Source organism: Synechococcus sp. CS-1328 (genome assembly GCF_025128095.1).
Taxonomy (GTDB): domain Bacteria; phylum Cyanobacteriota; class Cyanobacteriia; order PCC-6307; family Cyanobiaceae; genus CBW1002.
The window spans coordinates 69523-88002 of record NZ_JAHLYT010000051.1; the positions used below are offsets into that span (position 1 = coordinate 69523).

The following is an 18480-nucleotide window of genomic DNA, read 5'->3' on the forward strand; positions in this document are numbered from 1 at the left end:
GCCGAGCAGCGTGATGGCGACATTAGGCACTCTGCCGACCGGCATCCCGGCAGCCCGCGAGCTGCTGGAAGCGGGCAGCCTCTGGCAGCTCACCGCCCCACTCAACCTCTACAGCCGGGCCAAGGGAGCCGGCCTGGCCACCCAGGCGGCGGCGGGGCGGGTGCTGCAGTTGCGCGATGGCGCCCGATCGGGCCCACCAAGGGAGCCAGGGGGACCGGCGCGCCTGCGGGTCCGACTGCTGGAGGACGGCTACCCCGGCTGGATCGAGCCGAACCACCTGCTGGGCCACGCCGTGAGCGGCAGTCGACCCCGCAGCCAACGCTTGCAACGCCACCAGATCGAAGCCCGCCTGCCGGCGGTGCTGGCGGCGGCAGAAGCCGCCAGGCTCCAGCCCAACACCTACCTGTGGGGCGGATCGCTCGGGCCGGATTTCGACTGCTCCGGCCTGGTGCAGACCCTGTTTGCCGGCCAGGGCATCTGGCTGCCGCGCGATGCCTACCTGCAGGAACGCTTCTGCGAGCCGGTGGCCGTCCGCCCAGGAGCGACGGCGCTGCTGCGTCCAGGCGATCTGATCTTCTTCGGCACACCGCGGCGCTGCACCCATGTGGCCCTACACCTCACGGGAGGCCGCTACCTGCACAGCTCGGGGATCGCGCACGGCCGCAATGGCATCGGCATCGACGACCTCTCGCCCCACAACCCGGATCCCGTGGCACGCCACTACCGCTTGGAACTGCGCGGCGCCGGCCGGGTGATGCACTGCCACGACGGCAGCGCCTGCGGAGACTGATGCCAGTCTCGGTTTAGGGTTCGGCTCGCCTCCGGATCCGCCGCCATGCCGGCCCCCACCCTGCCCACTCTTTCGGTGGTGGTGCCGCTCTACAACGAAGAGGACAGTCTCAGACCCTTGGTGGAGCAACTGCTGGGGCAGCTGCGGCCCCTGGGGATCACCTTCGAACTGGTGCTGGTAGACGACGGCTCCCGCGATCGCACCCCGGTCCTGCTGCAAGAGCTGGCAGGCACGATCCCGGAACTGGTGGCGGTGCTGCTGCGTCGCAACTACGGCCAGACCCCGGCCATGGCAGCGGGCTTCGATGCCAGCCGCGGCCCCGTGATCGTGACCCTCGATGGCGATCTGCAGAACGACCCCGCCGACATCCCCCTGCTGCTGGACACCCTGGAGCAGGGCTACGACCTGGTCAGCGGCTGGCGCTACCAGCGGCAGGATGCGGCCGTGAGCCGCCTTTTGCCCTCCCTGCTGGCGAATCGCCTGATCGCCCGGGTCACCGGCGTGAAGCTGCACGACTACGGCTGCTCGCTCAAGGCCTATCGGCGCGAGGTGGTGGAGGACATGAACCTTTACGGAGAGCTGCACCGCTTCCTGCCGGCGCTGGCCTTCATCGAGGGGGCCAGGATCACCGAAGTGAAGGTGCGCCATCACCCTCGCCGCTTCGGCGCCAGCAAGTACGGGATCGACCGCACGTTCCGGGTGCTGATGGACCTGCTCACAGTGTGGTTCATGAAGCGCTTCCTCACCAGACCGATGCACGTCTTCGGCCTGGGAGGCCTGGTGGGCATGGGCCTGGGACTGCTGATCGGCGCCTGGCTGCTGGTGGAAAAGCTGCAGGGCGCCAACATCGGCGACCGGCCCTTGCTGCTAATGGCCCTGCTCTGCTTTCTCACCGGGGTGCAGCTGTTCTGCTTCGGCCTGCTGTCGGAACTGCAGATGCGGACGTACCACGAAAGCCAGGGGCGACCGATCTACCGCGTGCGGGCCACCTTGCGTGGCAGTGCCATCGAATGAATCCAGGGCCTCAGTCTCGGCATCAAGCCTTCATGGCCGAAGCCAGGCGAAGCGGCTACGCAAGCCGATAGGTGCTGAAACCGCCGCTCAAGCCAGGGAGAAGCTGGGAACCGCGGCACAGGAAGGGCCGAAAGGGCGCAGGCGGGGATTGAACTTTTATGTCGCCCATCAACAGCGCCAAGGGTCTGTTTCAGACCTCTCCGTACAGTACCGACGATTCCTATTGGCCTATGCCATGACTGGAGAATTTGCAGCGGCCTGGTTGCCATCGGTGCTCGTTCCCCTTGTGGGAATTCTGGGCCCAGCCGTGGCCATGGCCTTGCTGTTCAACGTGATCGAAGCGAGCGACTGAGCCGTCGCGATCGCCTCCGGGTCCACCCGATCCCGTTCCCCTCATTCCGCCACCATGACCGTGACCCCCGTGGCCGACCCGACCGTCGGCAATCTGGCCACTCCCGTCAACAGCAGCTACTTCACCAAGGCCTTCCTGAACGCGCTGCCCGCCTATCGTCCTGCCCTGTCTCCGAACCGCCGCGGTCTGGAAGTGGGCATGGCCCACGGCTACTTCCTCTACGGCCCCTTCGCAATCTGCGGTCCGCTGCGCGCCACCGACTACGCCAGCACCGCCGGTCTTCTGGCCACGATTGGCTTGGTGACGATCCTCACGATCTGCCTGTCGATCTACGGCACTGCCGGCTCCGGCCCCAGCGTCCAACCCCCTGACGCCACGATCGACAATCCGCCCGCCGATCTGTTCACCAAGGCAGGCTGGGCCGAATTCGCCAGCGGCTTCTGGCTAGGTGGCTGCGGCGGCGCCGCCTTCGCCTGGTTCCTGACGGGCACAGCCGTCGCGGCTCCGCTGGGCAACATCGCCGGTGGCGTCTGGGGCGTCAGCTGAGCCCCTGGGCTTCAGCATCACCTAAGACCAAACCAAGAAGCTCCGCCTCGGCGGGGCTTTTTTGTAGCGACCCATCCTGGCAGGAACGCATGGGATCAAACCAGCTGGTGGCTAAGACAAAGAACCTGGGATTGGATCATTAACACCGAATCATTCATCCGGAGCCATCAGCCCCGCGCGATTTACCCCAAGCCATTGACGTCAACAGGCATGGCACCTGCCAACATCGCAGAAGCAATGACGACCTGCAGATTGTGCAAGGAGCCTGAAACGATCCCCCAAAGAGACAGGGCCTTGAGACATCACTACCTCTCCAGAGAAACGCATCCGGAAACGGTTGGCACCATGTCGACCGACAATGAAGTCAACCAGCGGCAGCCAAGGGATGTGACGCAGAACAACAACATCTGCTCCAACTGGAGCCGCGCCTGATTCCCAACACAGATAGAAACATCGCCGCGAAAACGCAATCGGCCAAAAGCCTGAGGCAGGCAGGAGGGCAGATCAGCAACGCCAACCCAAGACAGAGGACCAAAAGATAGTGGCACAAGACAAAGATCGACAACGAAGCCGCAAGCTGGCCAAGAGAATGAAGAGCAATCTGAAGCTGTCAACGTCATTGCCCTGAACCAGACTGTCCCAACTGAAAGTCTATTCCCAGAGCAGTCGTTTATACCGATGAGGTCTCGCATCCTCTTGGCGATTGACCAAGGCTCGCACCAAGCGTCTCCGATTGCATGGCTCGCACTCAGAGGACACAGGCCTGAAGCTGCAGCACGAGTATAAGCCAGACAGACACAACCAGAACGGAAACGGACGAAAAGAGCAGAGACGTGTGCAACGGCACTCCACTATCGGCAAGCGCCATCCTGGTCGGACCAGGGCTGTACCAGCCACGAAAAACCCCCGGCACAAGGCCAGGGGTGTCATCGTCCCTCGAGTGAAGGCAGGTCAACTGAAGGTTATCAAGCGGGGCCAACGCTGTGGCCCCGCGAACAGTCAGCCGAACTTGCCCGAGGTGGAAGCGATCAGGAAGGCAGCGTACGTGAGGATGTAACCCACTGTGAAGTGAGCCAGACCAACCACACGGGCCTGGACGATCGAGAGAGCCACAGGCTTGTCGCGCCAGCCCACCAGGTTGGCAAGTGGCGTGCGCTGATGCGCCCAGACAATGGTCTCGATCAGTTCCTGCCAGTAACCCCGCCAGGAGATCAGGAACATGAAGCCGGTGGCCCATACCAGGTGACCGAACAGGAACATCCAGGACCAGACGGCCAGGTTGTTCGAGCCAAACGGGTTGTAACCGTTGATCAGCTGAGAGCTGTTCAGCCAGAGGTAATCACGGAACCAGCCCATCAGGTAGGTGCTGGATTCGTTGAACTGAGCCACGTTGCCCTGCCAGATGGCGAGGTGCTTCCAGTGCCAGTAGAAGGTGACCCAACCCACGGTGTTCAGGGCCCAGAAGACCGCCAGATAGAAGGCGTCCCAGGCAGAGATGTCGCAGGTACCGCCACGGCCGGGGCCGTCGCAGGGGAAGGAGTAGCCGAAGTCCTTTTTATCGGGCATCAGCTTGGAACCCCGGGCATCCAGGGCGCCCTTCACCAGGATCAAGGTGGTGGTGTGGAGACCCAACGCAATGGCGTGGTGCACCAGGAAATCACCAGGGCCAATCGGCAGGAACACATCGGTGTTGCCGTTGATGGCATCCAGCCAGAAGTGATCGCCAGGGATGTTGGCCGAAGCCAGGCTGGCGGCACTGGCCGGGTTGGAGAGCAGCACGTCCATGCCGTACATCGCCTTGCCGGAAGCGGCCTGGACGAACTGGGCGAAGACGGGCTCTACAAGGATCTGCTTCTCGGGCGTTCCGAAAGCCACGACCACGTCGTTATGGACGTAGAGGCCCAGGGTGTGGAAGCCGAGGAACAGGGACACCCAGCTCAGGTGGCTGATGATCGCTTCTTTGTGCTCGAGCATCCGAGCCAGAACATTGTTCTTGTTGGCTTCGGGGTCGTAGTCACGAATGAAGAAGATTGCACCGTGAGCGAACGCACCGCACATCAGGAAGATGGCGATGTACTGGTGGTGGGTGTAGAGCGCAGCTTGTGTTGTGTAGTCCTTCGCGATGAACGCGTAGGACGGCAGCGCATACATGTGCTGCGCCACCAAGCTGGTGATCACTCCCAGGCTGGCCAAAGCAAGACCCAATTGGAAGTGAAGCGAGTTGTTGATCGTGTCGTAGAGACCCTTGTGACCAGCACCGAGCGCACCTCCGAAAGGAGTGCCCTTCGGGGGGTTGTGAGCTTCAAGGATCTCACGGATCGAGTGACCGATGCCGAAGTTGGTCCGGTACATATGACCGGCGATCACGAAGATCACACCAATCGCCAGATGGTGATGGGCGATGTCCGTGAGCCAGAGAGCTTCGGTCTGGGGGTGGAAGCCACCCAGGAAGGTCAGGATCGCGGTACCCGAGCCTTCGGCGGTGCCGAAGACCTGATTCAGACCATCGGGATTCTGGGCATAGACGCCCCAGTTACCGGTGAAGAACGGAGCCAGACCAGCGGGGTGGGGCAGCACCGAAAGGAAGTTGTCCCAACCGACGTGCTGACCACGGGCCTCAGGAATGGCGACGTGGACCAGGTGACCGGTCCAGGCGATGGAGCTGAAGCCGAACAGAACAGCCAGGTGGTGGTTCAGACGGGACTCAGCATTCTTGAACCAGGCCAGGGAAGGCCGGAACTTGGGCTGAAGGTGGAGCCAGCCGGCGAACAGCGCCCAGGCCGACAGGATCATCATGAAGATGGAACCCTGATACAGCTCGGCGTTGGTCGTCATGCCGATCGTGTACCACCAATGGTACAAACCGGAATACGCAATGTTCACCGGGGAGGTGGCGCCCGCCTGGGTAAAGGCGGTGATGGCTCCCTGGCCGAAGTGCGGATCCCAGATCGCATGCGCGATGGGACGGACGTGCAGCGGATCGGCGACCCACTGCTCAAAGTTGCCCTGCCAGGCGATATGGAACAGGTTGCCCGAAACCCAGAGGCCAATGATGGCCAGGTGACCGAAGTGGGTGGAGAACAGCTTTTGGTAAAGCCGCTCCTCGGTCATGCCGTCGTGACTCTCGAAGTCGTGAGCCGTGGCAATGCCGTACCAAATACGGCGGGTTGTCGGGTCCTGTGCCAGACCCTGGCTGAACGAAGGAAATTTCGTTGCCATTGGGAAAGGTCAGAAAAGGTCAGCCGACCGCAATGATGCGGGCCAGGAAGAAGGACCAGGTGGTCGCGATACCGCCCAGCAGGTAATGGGCGACACCAACGGCACGGCCCTGGGTGATCGAGAGCGCCCGCGGCTGAATGGCGGGGGCAACTTTCAGCTTGTTATGAGCCCAGACAATGGACTCAATCAGCTCTTGCCAGTAGCCACGGCCACTGAACAGGAACATCAGGCTGAAGGCCCAGATGAAGTGGGCTCCCAGGAACATCAGGCCGTAAGCACTGGAGGACGAGCCGTAGCTGTTGATCACCTGTGCGGCCTGAGCCCAGAGGAAATCGCGGAGCCAGCCATTAATGGTGATGGCACTCTCGGCGAAATTCCCGTTGGTGATATGCGAGACGCTGCCGTCTGCATTCACGGTTCCCCAGACATCGCTCTGCATCTTCCAACTGAAGTGGAAGATCACGATCGAAAGGGAGTTATACATCCAGAACAGACCCAGGAACACATGGTCCCAAGCTGAAACCTGGCAGGTACCGCCACGGCCGGGGCCGTCGCAGGGGAAGCGGAAGCCCAGGTTCGCCTTGTCAGGAACAAGACGGGAGCTACGGCTGTACAGCACACCTTTCAGCAGGATCAACACCGTCACGTGGATGGTGAAGGCATGGATGTGGTGCACCATGAAATCTGCCGTTCCCAGGGGAATCGGCGCGGCGGCAACCTTGCCACCAACGGCCACGACAGCGCCGTTGAACACCTCGCTCACACCCGCCAGGGCGTTGGGAGCGGTGGTGCCAGCAGCGGCGGCATGCAGACCCTGAATCCACTGCGCGAAGATCGGCTTCAGTGCGATGGCGGAGTCACTGAACATGTCCTGGGGACGTCCCAGGGCACGCATGGTGTCGTTGTGGATATACAGACCGAAGCTGTGGAAGCCCAGCCAGATGCACACCCAGTTGAGGTGACTGATCAGAGCGTCACGTGCCTTGAGCACCCGGTCGAGCACGTTGTCGATGTGCTTGGCGGGGTCGTAGTCACGCACCATGGCGATGGCGGCGTGGGCACCGGCACCGACGATCAGGAAGCCACCGATCCACATGTGGTGGGTGAAGATCGAAAGCTGGGTGGGGTAGTCGATGCCGATATAGGGATACGGAGGCATCGAGTACATGTGGTGGGCCACGATGATGCTCAGCGAACCCATCAATGCAAGGTTCACGCCAAGCTGGGCGTGCCACGAGGTGGTCATGAACTCGAAGAGTCCGTCATGACCTTTGGGAGCAGGGAAGAGCAGAGGATCGCCCTTCTGGCCCTCAAGGATTTCCTTGATGCTGTGGCCAATGCCCCAGTTGGTCCGGTACATGTGACCGGCAACAATGAACAGGACCGCAATCGCCAGGTGGTGATGGGCGATGTCTGTCATCCACAGACTGCCGGTGACAGGATTCAGGCCACCCTTGAAGGTGAGGAAATCACTGTAGGCAGCCCAGTTCCCGCTGAAGAAGGCCGAGATGCCGGCACCAAAACCTGGGAACAGCTGGGTGAGCAGATCCTGGTTGAGGAATTCATGGGGAAGGGGGATGTCCGCCACCGAAGCGATGGTCTTGCCGTTCAGCACCAGCGGTGAGCCGGCGTCGATGGCATCCATCAACTGGGTGGTGGGCAGGGACACATGCAGCAGATGCCCCGTCCAGGACAGGGAACCCAGGCCGAGCAGGCCAGCCAGATGGTGGTTGAGCATCGACTCAACGTTCTGGAACCACTCGAGCTTGGGAGCCGCCTTGTGATAGTGGAAGACGCCGGCATTGAGCATCAGGCCGGCCATCACCAAGGCACCGATGGCGGTGGCCATCAGTTGGGTTTCTGAGGTGAACCCCCAGGCCCGCCAGACGTGGAACAGGCCTGACGTGATCTGAATGCCGTGGAATCCGGCACCCACATCACCGTTGAGGATTTCCTGGCCGAAGATCGGCCAAACCACCTGCGCCGAAGGCTTGACATGCAGGGGGTCGGCCAGCCAGCCGGTGTAGTTGGAGAAGCGGGCGCCATGGAAGAAGGCACCGCTCAACCAGATGAAGATGACGGCCAGATGGCCGAAATGAGCCGAGAAGATCTTGCGAGAAACCTCTTCAAGATCACTCGTGTGGCTGTCGAAGTCGTGAGCGTTGGCGTGGAGGTTCCAAACCCAGGTGGTGGTTTTGGGACCCTTGGCGAGGGAGCGATCGAAATGTCCGGGCTTACCGAACAATTCGAAGGTCGCCGGAACCGGGTTCCGATCGACCTGGGCTTTCGCCGTTTTCCCACGCTCTGGTGGGCTGATGGTCATCGAGACGTTCCTCGAGGGACGGGGTCGAGGTGGAGGTCCACCCCTTACACCCGCTGTGGCGAATTCGGCGCGGAACGCCGGCGCCGCCACGGCGAGTGACGGGCCCTATGAACAGAAAGACGAGCGTCCTGCCCATGGGCGCCAGGCGAACAAGGCTTTGCCCAAAAGGGCGAAAACGCTTGCCACGACTGGTGCGAGGGGCCCCTGAAAGGGGACCGCTGGCGAAAGTATAGGGGTCAGTTTCAATCGGATCCCCCCGCCAGTTACAAAGGTTCAATCCCCGCGCTTTCCAGGCCTGACAAGGGGTTTGCCAGGGAGCAAGCCACATCGAGACACCCCTATATCCAGAGCCTGCACTAGCACCAGGCGCCAAAGACTTACTACCAGAGCTATAGACAGCTGCCTGCCTTGGCGTTCGGTGAGCAGAATGCCTGCAGACGACGATGAATCGGACGTGCGATCGGACCTGCAGGGCACGAAAGGGTCGCAGCGTCAGAGCCAGCGGGCATTCGGGCAAGCCTGGCGATCTGAATGGAGGCGCATCGGATGGAGCTGGATCCCCCAGCCAGTTCTGGGCTGGGTCGGCGGCCCGGCCGGGGTCCAGCGGCCGGCATCAACGAGGCCCGCCGGACGGCTGATCACACGGCTGTTCAGTTGGATCGTGCTGGTGGGCCTGGTGCTTGGGGCCTCAGGTTGTAGCGCGATGGCGGCCCGAGTGGGCTTCGGGCCAACGCAACGTCAGGAGGGCGGGGCCGGCATCCTGAGCCGGCCGGCCCCTTCCGCCCTGCGCGAGGTGGCGCCACCCCCAGGAGTCCAGCAACTGATGGGCGCCCTGGGGGAGCATCAGCCCATGGTGGAGATCCTCAGCCCCCGCAACGGATCCACCCTGACCGAGGGAGACTGGCCCCTGCAGTTGGCCGTGCGGGACTGGCCCCTGGTGGACGCCGGTCCCCTGGGACTGGGCCCCCATCTGGTGGTCCAGATCGATGGGAATCCGCCGCTCCGCCTGCAGGACACCGACCAGCTGGAGCTGAGCTTGCCGCCCCTGTCGCCCGGCAGCCACCGGATCACCGCCTATGCCGCCAGGCCCTGGGGTGAGGCCGTCAAGAACCCCGGCGCCCAGGCCCAGATCGTGGTGCACCGGGTGGCCGCCAACCCCCTCGGAGTGCCGGCGAGCGGATCCCCTCAGATGATCGTGGCCAGTCCAGGCGCCACCGTTTCCGCCCAACCGGTGTTGCTCGACTGGCTACTTCTGGATGCGCCGCTGCAACATCTGCGGCCGAACGACGACAGCTGGCGCCTGCGCGTCACCGTGAACGGCGACAGCTTCCTGGTGGATCGCAACGAACCCCTCTGGCTGCAGGGCTGGCGCCCAGGCTCCAACGCCCTTGTGCTGGAGCTCGTGGATGGCCAGGGCGAGCCCCTGAATGCGCCGTTCAACAGCCTGGTGCAGGAGGTGCGGCTTGAACCCGGGCCCAGGCCGATCTGGCAGGGCAACCGCCTCGATGCCCTGACCGTGGCCCAGCTGCTGGGGGAGGCTCCGCCACCGCAACCCGAGGTCGTTGAGCCCGTCGAGCCCGTCGTTCCCACGATCCCGCCGGTGCTGGAGCCATCACCTGAAGCGTCACCGGCCCCTGAAGAGGGCTCCCCCCGGTCGCCGCAGGCAGACCCACGCAACGATCAGGACCTCACGAAACAGCAGGAGCAGAGTCCGGTCAGTATCGAACCTCCGGATACCGCACTTCCGGATGCCGCTGCTCAGGCTCCTGAACCGCAGGAGTCTGGGCAACAGGGGGGCAAGCCGCAGGGCGCAGAAACCAACGCAGACAGCAGCAACGAGGACAAGGAATCAGGACCCGCACCGATCGAGGCCGCACCGACTCTGCAGACCGGCACGATGCCCTCCCCGCCAGCCGATGTGACCACGCCGCTCACCACCCAGGAGGAAGCATGAACCTGGAACGCAAAGGGCCGGTGCTGGGCCTGGGCTTCAGCGAAGCCGCGCGGCCCCTGCTGGCCCAGCTGCAGCAGGCCGGCCTTGTGGATCGTGTGCGACTGCCAGGCACTGCGTCGATGCCAGGGCTTGAGCCAGGCGAAGGAACCAGCGCGGCGGATGACGCCTCCGACCCAGCGCTCTGGTTGCGGCACCACTGGGACGGGGCCAGCGCCGTGGTGGCGGTGGGAGCCTGCGGCCTGGCGATCCGCCTGGTGGCGCCACTGCTGCAAGACAAGATCAGCGACCCAGCCGTGGTGGTGCTCGACCCGCAGGGCCGCTTCGCCATTCCGCTGCTCGGCGGCCATGCTGGCGGCGGCGAAGCGCTCAGCCATCGCCTGGCGGCCCTGCTGGGCGGGCAGGCTGTTGTCACCGGCGCCAGCTCAGGCCAGGGCCGACTGGCACTCGACAGCTTCGGCACGGCCTGGGGCTGGCGCCGTGGCAGCGGCGACTGGACCAGGCTGATGCAGCGAGCATGCCAGACGGACGGCGGCCTCCACCCTCACCCAGGCTCGCCCCTGCTTGTGCGGCAAGACTGCGGCGAAACGGGGTGGGCCGTTCTGGAGGCCAGCCAGGCTCTGGGGCTGCAGATGCAGGAGAGCCAGGCCAACGACGACAGCGGAGACCGTGATGCCGGCATCGAGACCACCTGCGTCGATACCGAGATTCAGAGCCCTCGCCAGCAGACCACGGCTGAACCATCGGCCGATCTCTGGATCACCCCTTACGAAGGCCTTGGCTGCCGCTGGCATCCCCCAACCCTCTGGCTCGGCATCGGCTGCGAGCGGAACACCAGTTCCAGCCTGCTGGAACGCCTGGTGACGCGCGGCCTCAGCAGCACCGGACTGGCCCGTGAAGCCGTCGCCGGCCTGGGCAGCATTGACCGCAAGGGCGACGAGCCAGCGCTGCTGGAGCTGGCGGAGCGCCATGGCTGGTCGCTGCGGCTCTTCGAGGCCACCGCTCTGGATGCCGTGGCCGTGCCCAACCCGTCGCCGGTGGTGGCTGGCGAGATGGGGACCGCCAGCGTGGCGGAAGCGTCGGCCTTGCTGGCCGCCGAGGCGATCACGCCCTGGGGCGCCGCCTCATCCACCCATGAGCCCCCCGCCCCCCGTCTGCTGCTGACCAAGACGATCGAGAAGGCCGGCCCCGGGGAATCCGGAGCCGCCACCCTGGCGATCGCCTTCAGTCCGCGGCAGTCGGCTCCGGCCCGGGGCCGGCTGGAACTGGTCGGCAGCGGACCGGGCAGCCTCGATCTGCTCACCCCCGATGCCCGCCGTGCCCTGGCGGAGGCCACCATCTGGGTGGGCTATGGGCTCTATCTCGATCTGCTGGAACCCCTGCGCCGGCCTGATCAACAGCGCATTGAAGGGAAACTCACCGAGGAGCGTCAGCGCTGCGCCACCGCCCTGGAGCTGGCCGGGGCCGGCCTGCCCGTCGCCCTGATCTCCTCCGGAGACAGCGGCATCTACGGCATGGCCGGCCTGGCCCTGGAGCTCTGGGGCCAACTGCCCAGCGATCAGCGGCCGGCGTTCGCGGTGCATCCGGGCATCTCGGCGCTGCAACTGGCGGCGGCCCGCTGCGGCGCCCCCCTGATGCACGACTTCTGCACCATCAGCCTCAGCGACCGGCTCACCCCCTGGGCGGTGATCGAACGCCGGCTGGGAGCCGCTGCCGCTGGTGATTTCGTGGTGGCGCTGTACAACCCCCGCTCGCGAGGCCGGGACTGGCAGCTGGATCGGGCCCGGGAGCTGCTGCTGCAAGGGCGCCCCAAGACAACGCCTGTGGCCCTGGCCCGTCAGCTGGGCCGGGCGGAAGAGGCCGTGAGCCTGCACACCCTGGGGGATCTGCCGGTCGAGCAGGTCGACATGCTCACCCTGGTGCTGGTGGGCAATAGCAGCAGCTACGTCTGCGATGGTCGGATGGTCACCCCGCGGGGCTATCCAGGAGCCGAGCTCAGCTGACCCGCCAGAACTGAGCGATGAAGAGTCGGGATGACAGGATTCGAACCTGCGGCCCCTTCGTCCCGAACGAAGTGCGCTACCAAGCTGCGCCACATCCCGATTTCCGGAGTGTAAGGGATCGCCCCAGCCAGCCGGCCGAGACCGGTTTCTAGAGTCGTGCATTGCGCCCGGCCATGGTGACCAGCCAGCCCACCCCCACCAAACCCGAGTGGCTCCGGGTGAAGGCGCCCCAGCGGGAGCGGATCGGAGCCGTGGCCGATCTGCTGGTGGACCTGAAGCTCAACACCGTCTGCCAGGAGGCCAGCTGCCCCAACATCGGCGAGTGTTTCGCCGGAGGCACGGCCACCTTTCTGATCATGGGGCCCGGCTGTACACGGGCCTGCCCCTACTGCGACATCGACTTCGACAAGAGCGTGCGCAGCCTCGATCCCAGCGAACCGGAGCGGCTGGGGGAAGCGGTGAGCCGGATGGGGCTCAGCCACGTGGTGATCACCTCGGTGAACCGCGACGACCTCCCCGACGGCGGTGCCAGCCAGTTCGTGGCCTGCATCGAAGCGGTGCGCCGCCGCTCGCCCCTCACCACGATCGAGCTGCTGATCCCCGACTTCTGCGGCAACTGGGAGGCCCTGGCTGCGGTGATGGCGGCCGCGCCAGAGGTGCTGAACCACAACATCGAGACCGTGCCGCGTCTGTACCGCCAGGTGCGACCCCAGGGGATCTACGAACGCTCCCTGGAGCTGCTGCAGAGGGTGCAGGAAGGCTGGCCCCGCACCTACACCAAATCAGGCCTGATGGTGGGACTGGGCGAACACGACGCCGAGGTGGACGGCGTGCTCCGCGATCTGCGCGCCCACGCGGTGGACATCGTGACCATCGGCCAGTACCTCTCCCCCGGTCCGAAGCATCTGCCGGTGGATCGCTTCGTGACGCCCGAGCAATTCGAGGCCTTCCGCCGCCACGGCGAAGCAGACCTGGGCTTCCTGCAGGTGGTGAGCACACCCCTCACCCGCAGCAGCTACCACGCCGGTGAGGTGCAGCGGCTGATGCGGGAATTCCCGCGCTGAGCGCCACTGCCACTGCCACTGCCACCTCCACCGAGCCAGCGCAGCTCAAGGATCTCGGGCTCGGGCCGGCGCAGCCAGCGCAGGGCCATCAGCGGAGCGCCCCCTTCACTCCAGAGGCGGGTCAGGTCATCCGTGCCGCGCACCAACGGTCCGGCGGTACCGGGGACTGGGGCTTCAGCGGCCATCTGCCCACTGAAGCGATCAAACAGCTCCGGAGCCATCTGAGCGGCCTGAAGCACCAGGGCGACCTGATCCAGCCGCTCCTGCTGGTCGAACAGAAGCGTGGCGCGGCCCTGCAGACCCAGGAACCGGCCATCCCAGACCAGCTCTGAGCCAGAACTTTGCACCAGCTGCACAGGTTCCGCCCCGGAGCGTCGCACCAGTTCGCGCGCCTCTGCCAGCGCCAGGCTGCGACAGAGCTGTGGCAATCCGAAGGCGCCGGGTGCGCCCCTCACCGGAGCCTGGAGCTCAGAGCGGGCAGCCGGCGGCAGAGCCAGCAGGAGCAGCCACAGCGGAAGCAGTCGTGGCAGCCGTTGCAGCAGGGCCGTGACGCAGTTCAGGCCGCCACGGCCTCCCGTTCGGTCAGGCCGAGATTGGCCTTTTCGCTGGGGGGCACCAGCACCTTGAAGCGGGTCTTCCAGCTGGACCAGTCGGCGAGGATCTGGGCAGCCCGGCTGCTGCCCGTGGCCTCGAGATGGGCCTCCAGCAACGGCCGCAGCAGGGCCTCCTGCTCAGGGGTGGTGAGGTCGCACAGGGCGACGATCTCGGGGTTGAGACGATCGCGCAAGGCGTCGTCCTCATCCAGTACGAACGCCACACCGCCGGTCATGCCGGCAGCCACATTGCGGCCAGTGCTGCCGAGCACCACCACCACGCCACCGGTCATGTACTCGCAGCAGTGATCGCCGGCACCCTCCACCACGGTGGCGGCGCCGCTGTTGCGCACGGCGAAGCGCTCACCGGCGCGGCCCAGGGCGAACAGCTCGCCACCGGTGGCCCCATAGAGGCAGGTGTTGCCCAGGATCACCTGGCTGCCGGGGTCGTGAACCCCAGCCGGTGGCACCACGGTGATGCGACCGCCGTTGATGCCCTTGCCGACGTAATCGTTGGCCTCGCCCACCAGCCGCAGAGTCATGCCCTGCAGCAGGAAAGCGCCGAAGCTCTGGCCGGCGGCACCGTCGAAGCGGAGATCGACACGACCACCAAAGCCCGTGTTGCCATAGCGGGCGGCAATCTCACCGGAGAGGCGGGCACCCACGCTGCGATCGGTGTTCAGGATCGGCAGGGCGCGGACCACCGCACCATGGCCGTCGATGGCCGCCATCACAGCGGGATCAGCCAGCAGCTGGTCTTCCAGAACCGGACCGTTGCTGTGGGCCTGGCCGTCATGGCGGAGCCAGCTGCGATCGGCGGCAGCCTCGATCGGCGCCAGCAGACAGGAGAGATCCAATGTGCCGGTCTTGGCCAGTGCCAGCTCACGCATCTCGAGCAGATCGGTGCGGCCGATCAGATGCTCCAGGCGAGCGACTCCGAGCACGCTGAGCAACTGGCGCACCTCTTCGGCGACAAACTGGAAGAAGTTCACCACATGCTCGGGCAGGCCGGTGAAGCGTTGGCGCAGGGCCTGCTTCTGGGTTGCCACGCCCACCGGGCAGTTGTTGGTGTGGCAGACGCGGGCCATGATGCAGCCCTCGGCGATCATCGCCACCGAACCGAATCCGTACTCCTCGGCGCCGAGCAGGGCGGCGATCAGCACATCCCAGCCGGTCTTGAGGCCGCCATCGGCGCGCAGCAGAACCCGATCGCGCAGGCCGTTCTCCAGCAGGCTGCGGTGCACTTCGGTCAGCCCCAGCTCCCAGGGGCTGCCGGCATGTTTGATCGAGCTCAGCGGTGAGGCTCCGGTGCCGCCATCGTGGCCGGAGATCTGAATCACGTCGGCGTTGGCCTTGGCCACACCGGCAGCAATGGTGCCGATTCCAATCTCGGACACCAGCTTGACGCTCACCTTGGCGGCGGGATGCACCTGGTGGAGGTCGTGAATCAGCTGGGCCAGATCTTCGATCGAATAGATGTCGTGGTGGGGCGGCGGCGAGATCAAGGCCACGCCGGCCTTGCTGTTGCGAAGCCAGGCGATGTAGGGGTCCACCTTGGGCCCGGGCAGCTGACCACCCTCGCCAGGCTTGGCGCCCTGGGCCACCTTGATCTCGAGCTGCCGGCCGCTGCGCAGATACTCCGGAGTCACACCGAAGCGGCCTGAGGCGATCTGCTTGATCGCCGAGTTGGCCGAGTCGCCAGGGCGAAGGCCGCGGATGGTGGAGAGCGTGGCCGAGTGGCCCTGATCGTCCACATCGGCAAGGGGGTGGTAGCGCGCCGGATCCTCACCACCTTCGCCACTGTTGCTCTTGCCGCCGATGCGGTTCATCGCGATCGCCAGCACCTCGTGGGCCTCGCGCGAGAGGGCCCCCAGGCTCATGCCACCGGTGCAGAAGCGACTGCAGATGCTCTCGACGCTCTCCACCTGATCGAGAGGCAGGGGCTCAGGAGCCGGCCGCAGCTGGAGCAGGTCCCGCAGGGCCGTGACCGGGCGATTCTCCAGCAGGGTCTTGTAAGTGGAGAAATGGTCGTAGCCCGGACCTTGCTTCACAGCAGCATGCAAGGCCTTGGCCATCTCCGGGCTGTTGAGATGGAACTCGCCGCCGGTGCGGTATTGCACGAAGCCCATGAACTCGAGCTTGGTGCGATTGAGTTCGGGATAGGCCTTGGCATGGAAGGCCAGGGTCTCGCAGGCCAGATCGGTGAGACTGAGACCGGCGACGCGGCTGGTGGTGCCCTTGAAGGCCAGCTCGATCAGATCGGCGCCGATGCCGATCGCCTCGAAGATCTGGGCGCCGTGATAACTGGCCAGCAGGGAGATGCCGATCTTGGAGAGGATCTTGCGCAGGCCATCTTCCAGGGCCTTGCGCACATTCGCCTGGGCCTGGTCCACGCTGAGAGCAGGCAGCTTGCCGCGCTCGATCAGCGACTGGGTCTTGGGGTGCGCCAGCCAGTGGCGGGTGGTTTCAAACGACAGCCAGGGGCAGACAGCGCTGGCGCCATAGCCGATCAGGCAGGCGAGATGGTGGGTCGTCCAGCACTGGGCCGTGTCGACCACCAGGGAACATCGCAGCCGCAGCCCGAGGTTGAGCAGGTGATGGTGCACCGCGCCCACCGCCAGCAGCGGGGGGATGTAGGTGATCGTGGAGCCAATCCCAGCGGATCCACCATCGGGACCCTGCCGATCGGAGAGCACCAGGATCTGGCAACCGTTCCGCACCGCTTCGGCGGCGGCCTCGCTCAGCCGCCGCACGGCCGCCTCAAGGCCAGTGGGGCCATCGGTCACCGCGTAGAGAGTGGAGAGGGTGGCCAGTGGGATGTGATGGGATCCCAGGTCGAGCAGCTCGGCCTCATTGAGCACGGGGGTCTCGAGATGAAGCCCGGAGGCCGCCTGGGGCTCGGGTTTCAGGGCGGACCCTCGCCGCCCCAGGAACATCTCGAGGCTCATCACCAGCTTTTCCCGCAGCGGGTCGATCGGCGGGTTGGTGACCTGGGCGAAGCGCTGCTTGAAATAGTCGAACAACAGGTGGGGCTTGCTCGAGAGCACTGCCAGCGGGATGTCGTCACCCATGCAGTAGGTGGGCTCCTTCGCCGCTCCGGCCATGTCCTCGATCACCAGGTCCAGATCTTCGGCGCTGAAGCCGAAGGCGGTCTGGTGCTGCAGCAGGTCCAGATCCCCCAGACGCTGCTCCTGCTCCCAGGGCTGCGGCGAGAGGCTGCGGCGGTGCTCGGCCAGCCAGGCGCCATAGGGGTACCGGGCCGCCGCTTCCTCCTTCACCTCCCAGTTATGCAGAAGACGGCCGCTCTCCAGGTCCACCGCCAGCATCTGGCCGGGGCCGAGCCGTCCCTTCTCGAGGATGCGGCTCTCCTCCAGGTCCACCACACCGGTCTCCGAACCCATCACCACGTAGCCATCGGTGGTGATGCAGTAGCGAGCCGGCCGCAGGCCGTTGCGATCGAGGGTGGCGCCGACGCTGCGACCGTCGGTGAAGACAAGCAGGGCAGGGCCGTCCCAGGGCTCCTGGAGGCAGGAGTTGAATTCGTACATCGCCTGGATGGCCGGACGACTCTCCAGCTCGGGCTGGTTGAGGAAGGCTTCCGGCACCAGGGTCAGCAGGCTGTCGGTGATCGGCCGGCCGCTGCGCACCATCAGCTCGAGGGTGGCATCGAGGTTGGCCGAATCGCTGAAGGCGGCATTGACCACCGGCCGGATGTCAGCGGCACTCTCACCCCAGACGTCCTCAAGGTGGGCCTCCGCAGCCCGCGCCCAGTTGAGATTGCCCAGCAGGGTATTGATCTCGCCGTTATGGCCCAGCAGCCGCATCGGCTGCGCCAGGGGCCAGCGGGGCAAGGTGTTGGTGCTGAAGCGGCGGTGATACACCGCAAAGCTCACCGCAAAGCGCGGATCGCGCAGATCGCCATAGAAGGCGGCGAGCACGGCGGAACGCACCATGCCCTTGTAAACCACAGTGCGCCCACTGAGGGAGGCGAAGTAGAGGTCGTTCGGGCCAGGGCCCCAGGCCTCGCGGGCCCGGTCGCCGATGCGGCGGCGCAGACGAAACAACAGAGCCTCGAGGGCGTCACCGTCCTGCTCGGCCGCGAGCAGCCACTGCGCGATCGCCGGTGCGGTCTGGCGAGCCAGGAGACCGAGCACATCCGGCTCCACCGGCACCTGCCGCCAGCCCAGTGAGCGCAGACCCAGCCGCTCGGCCTCCTGATCGCAGAACTGACGGGCCTGCTCGCGCAGGTCGGCGTCCGCCGGCATGAACACCATGCCCAGTCCGCGGGCGCTCCCCGCCGACGCTGCCGCCTCGGGCCAGACGGCCTCGAGATAGCCCCAGGGAATGCCGCAGAGCAGACCGGCGCCGTCGCCCGAATCACTGTCGCCGCCACAGCCGCCGCGGTGCTCCATGCATTCGAGCCCCCGCAGGGCCTGCTGCAACACCCAGTGGCTCGGCTCACCATTGAGGTGCGCCAGAAAACCAACCCCGCAGGCATCTTTCTCCCCGGCCACGGCCGCCGGCGCCGGGCTGTCGCAATGGGGCCAAACGGGCTGGGTGTGACGGGGCATAACGCTGGACGGGACCTGCGGACACGACGTGCGACTGCTAAGACCGATGGCGGT

At 65.4% G+C, this 18480-nt stretch carries 11 protein-coding genes and 1 tRNA gene; 7 read left to right on the plus strand and 5 right to left on the minus strand.

The genetic code is table 11. The features are described 5' to 3' along the window. Positions 1–13: 13 nt before the first annotated feature. From KQ310_RS09880 to KQ310_RS09895, 4 genes are all read left to right on the plus strand, one after another. Positions 14–790, plus strand: coding sequence for a C40 family peptidase (locus KQ310_RS09880; RefSeq protein WP_259721575.1), 777 nt, complete (start codon positions 14–16; stop codon positions 788–790). Positions 791–835: 45 nt separating this feature from the next. Continuing rightward, complete coding sequence (locus tag KQ310_RS09885) at positions 836–1804, plus strand: glycosyltransferase family 2 protein (RefSeq protein WP_259721576.1); 969 nt, start codon at positions 836–838, stop codon at positions 1802–1804. 235 nt (positions 1805–2039) lie between these two features. Beyond that, positions 2040–2156 (plus strand): photosystem I reaction center subunit VIII, encoded by a 117-nt coding sequence (locus KQ310_RS09890; RefSeq protein ID WP_259721577.1) that lies wholly within the window; start codon positions 2040–2042, stop codon positions 2154–2156. Positions 2157–2210: 54 nt separating this feature from the next. Further along, entirely contained in the window at positions 2211–2702 is a 492-nt protein-coding gene (locus KQ310_RS09895; protein ID WP_259721578.1) for a photosystem I reaction center subunit XI, read from the plus strand. Positions 2703–3701: 999 nt separating this feature from the next. Here the strand turns inward: KQ310_RS09895 and psaB are convergent. Together psaB and psaA are read right to left on the minus strand one after the other, a co-directional pair. Next, a complete protein-coding gene (gene psaB, locus KQ310_RS09900) occupies positions 3702–5921 on the minus strand; it encodes a photosystem I core protein PsaB (protein ID WP_259721579.1) in 2220 nt (739 codons plus the stop codon). 19 nt (positions 5922–5940) lie between these two features. Beyond that, positions 5941–8244: a photosystem I core protein PsaA gene (gene psaA, locus KQ310_RS09905; RefSeq protein WP_259721580.1), complete on the minus strand. Its 2304-nt coding sequence runs from the start codon at positions 8242–8244 to the stop codon at positions 5941–5943. A gap of 703 nt (positions 8245–8947) precedes the next feature. On the opposite strand from psaA, the gene KQ310_RS09910 reads away from it, so the two are divergent. Together KQ310_RS09910 and cobJ are read left to right on the plus strand one after the other, a co-directional pair. Further along, positions 8948–10198 (plus strand): hypothetical protein, encoded by a 1251-nt coding sequence (locus tag KQ310_RS09910; RefSeq protein WP_259721581.1) that lies wholly within the window; start codon positions 8948–8950, stop codon positions 10196–10198. After that, positions 10195–12198 (plus strand): precorrin-3B C(17)-methyltransferase, encoded by a 2004-nt coding sequence (cobJ, locus tag KQ310_RS09915; RefSeq protein ID WP_259721582.1) that lies wholly within the window; start codon positions 10195–10197, stop codon positions 12196–12198. Before KQ310_RS09910 ends, cobJ begins: the two co-directional genes overlap by 4 nt. Before the next feature lie 25 nt (positions 12199–12223). Here the strand turns inward: cobJ and KQ310_RS09920 are convergent. Further along, positions 12224–12297 (minus strand) — tRNA-Pro (locus KQ310_RS09920). Between the two features lie 74 nt (positions 12298–12371). Between KQ310_RS09920 and lipA the strand changes: the two genes are divergently transcribed. Continuing rightward, positions 12372–13262: a lipoyl synthase gene (gene lipA, locus KQ310_RS09925; protein WP_259721583.1), complete on the plus strand. Its 891-nt coding sequence runs from the start codon at positions 12372–12374 to the stop codon at positions 13260–13262. Here lipA and KQ310_RS09930 read toward each other — a convergent pair. Next, complete coding sequence (locus tag KQ310_RS09930) at positions 13214–13717, minus strand: hypothetical protein (protein ID WP_259721584.1); 504 nt, start codon at positions 13715–13717, stop codon at positions 13214–13216. The genes lipA and KQ310_RS09930 overlap by 49 nt on opposite strands. Before the next feature lie 101 nt (positions 13718–13818). Next, positions 13819–18426, minus strand: a complete 4608-nt coding sequence (gene gltB, locus KQ310_RS09935; protein WP_259721585.1) for a glutamate synthase large subunit — start codon at positions 18424–18426, stop codon at positions 13819–13821. Positions 18427–18480: the final 54 nt, after the last annotated feature.

Excerpts from the sequence above, each read along its gene's own strand:
- KQ310_RS09895 (WP_259721578.1), top strand. The coding sequence starts at position 2,211 with ATGACCGTGACCCCCGTGGCCGACCCGACCGTCGGCAATCTGGCCACT.
- psaA (WP_259721580.1), bottom strand. The coding sequence starts at position 8,244 with ATGACCATCAGCCCACCAGAGCGTGGGAAAACGGCGAAAGCCCAGGTC.
- KQ310_RS09890 (WP_259721577.1), top strand. The coding sequence starts at position 2,040 with ATGACTGGAGAATTTGCAGCGGCCTGGTTGCCATCGGTGCTCGTTCCC.
- lipA (WP_259721583.1), top strand. The coding sequence starts at position 12,372 with ATGGTGACCAGCCAGCCCACCCCCACCAAACCCGAGTGGCTCCGGGTG.
- psaB (WP_259721579.1), bottom strand. The coding sequence starts at position 5,921 with ATGGCAACGAAATTTCCTTCGTTCAGCCAGGGTCTGGCACAGGACCCG.
- cobJ (WP_259721582.1), top strand. The coding sequence starts at position 10,195 with ATGAACCTGGAACGCAAAGGGCCGGTGCTGGGCCTGGGCTTCAGCGAA.
- KQ310_RS09880 (WP_259721575.1), top strand. The coding sequence starts at position 14 with ATGGCGACATTAGGCACTCTGCCGACCGGCATCCCGGCAGCCCGCGAG.
- KQ310_RS09885 (WP_259721576.1), top strand. The coding sequence starts at position 836 with ATGCCGGCCCCCACCCTGCCCACTCTTTCGGTGGTGGTGCCGCTCTAC.
- KQ310_RS09910 (WP_259721581.1), top strand. The coding sequence starts at position 8,948 with ATGGCGGCCCGAGTGGGCTTCGGGCCAACGCAACGTCAGGAGGGCGGG.
- gltB (WP_259721585.1), bottom strand. The coding sequence starts at position 18,426 with ATGCCCCGTCACACCCAGCCCGTTTGGCCCCATTGCGACAGCCCGGCG.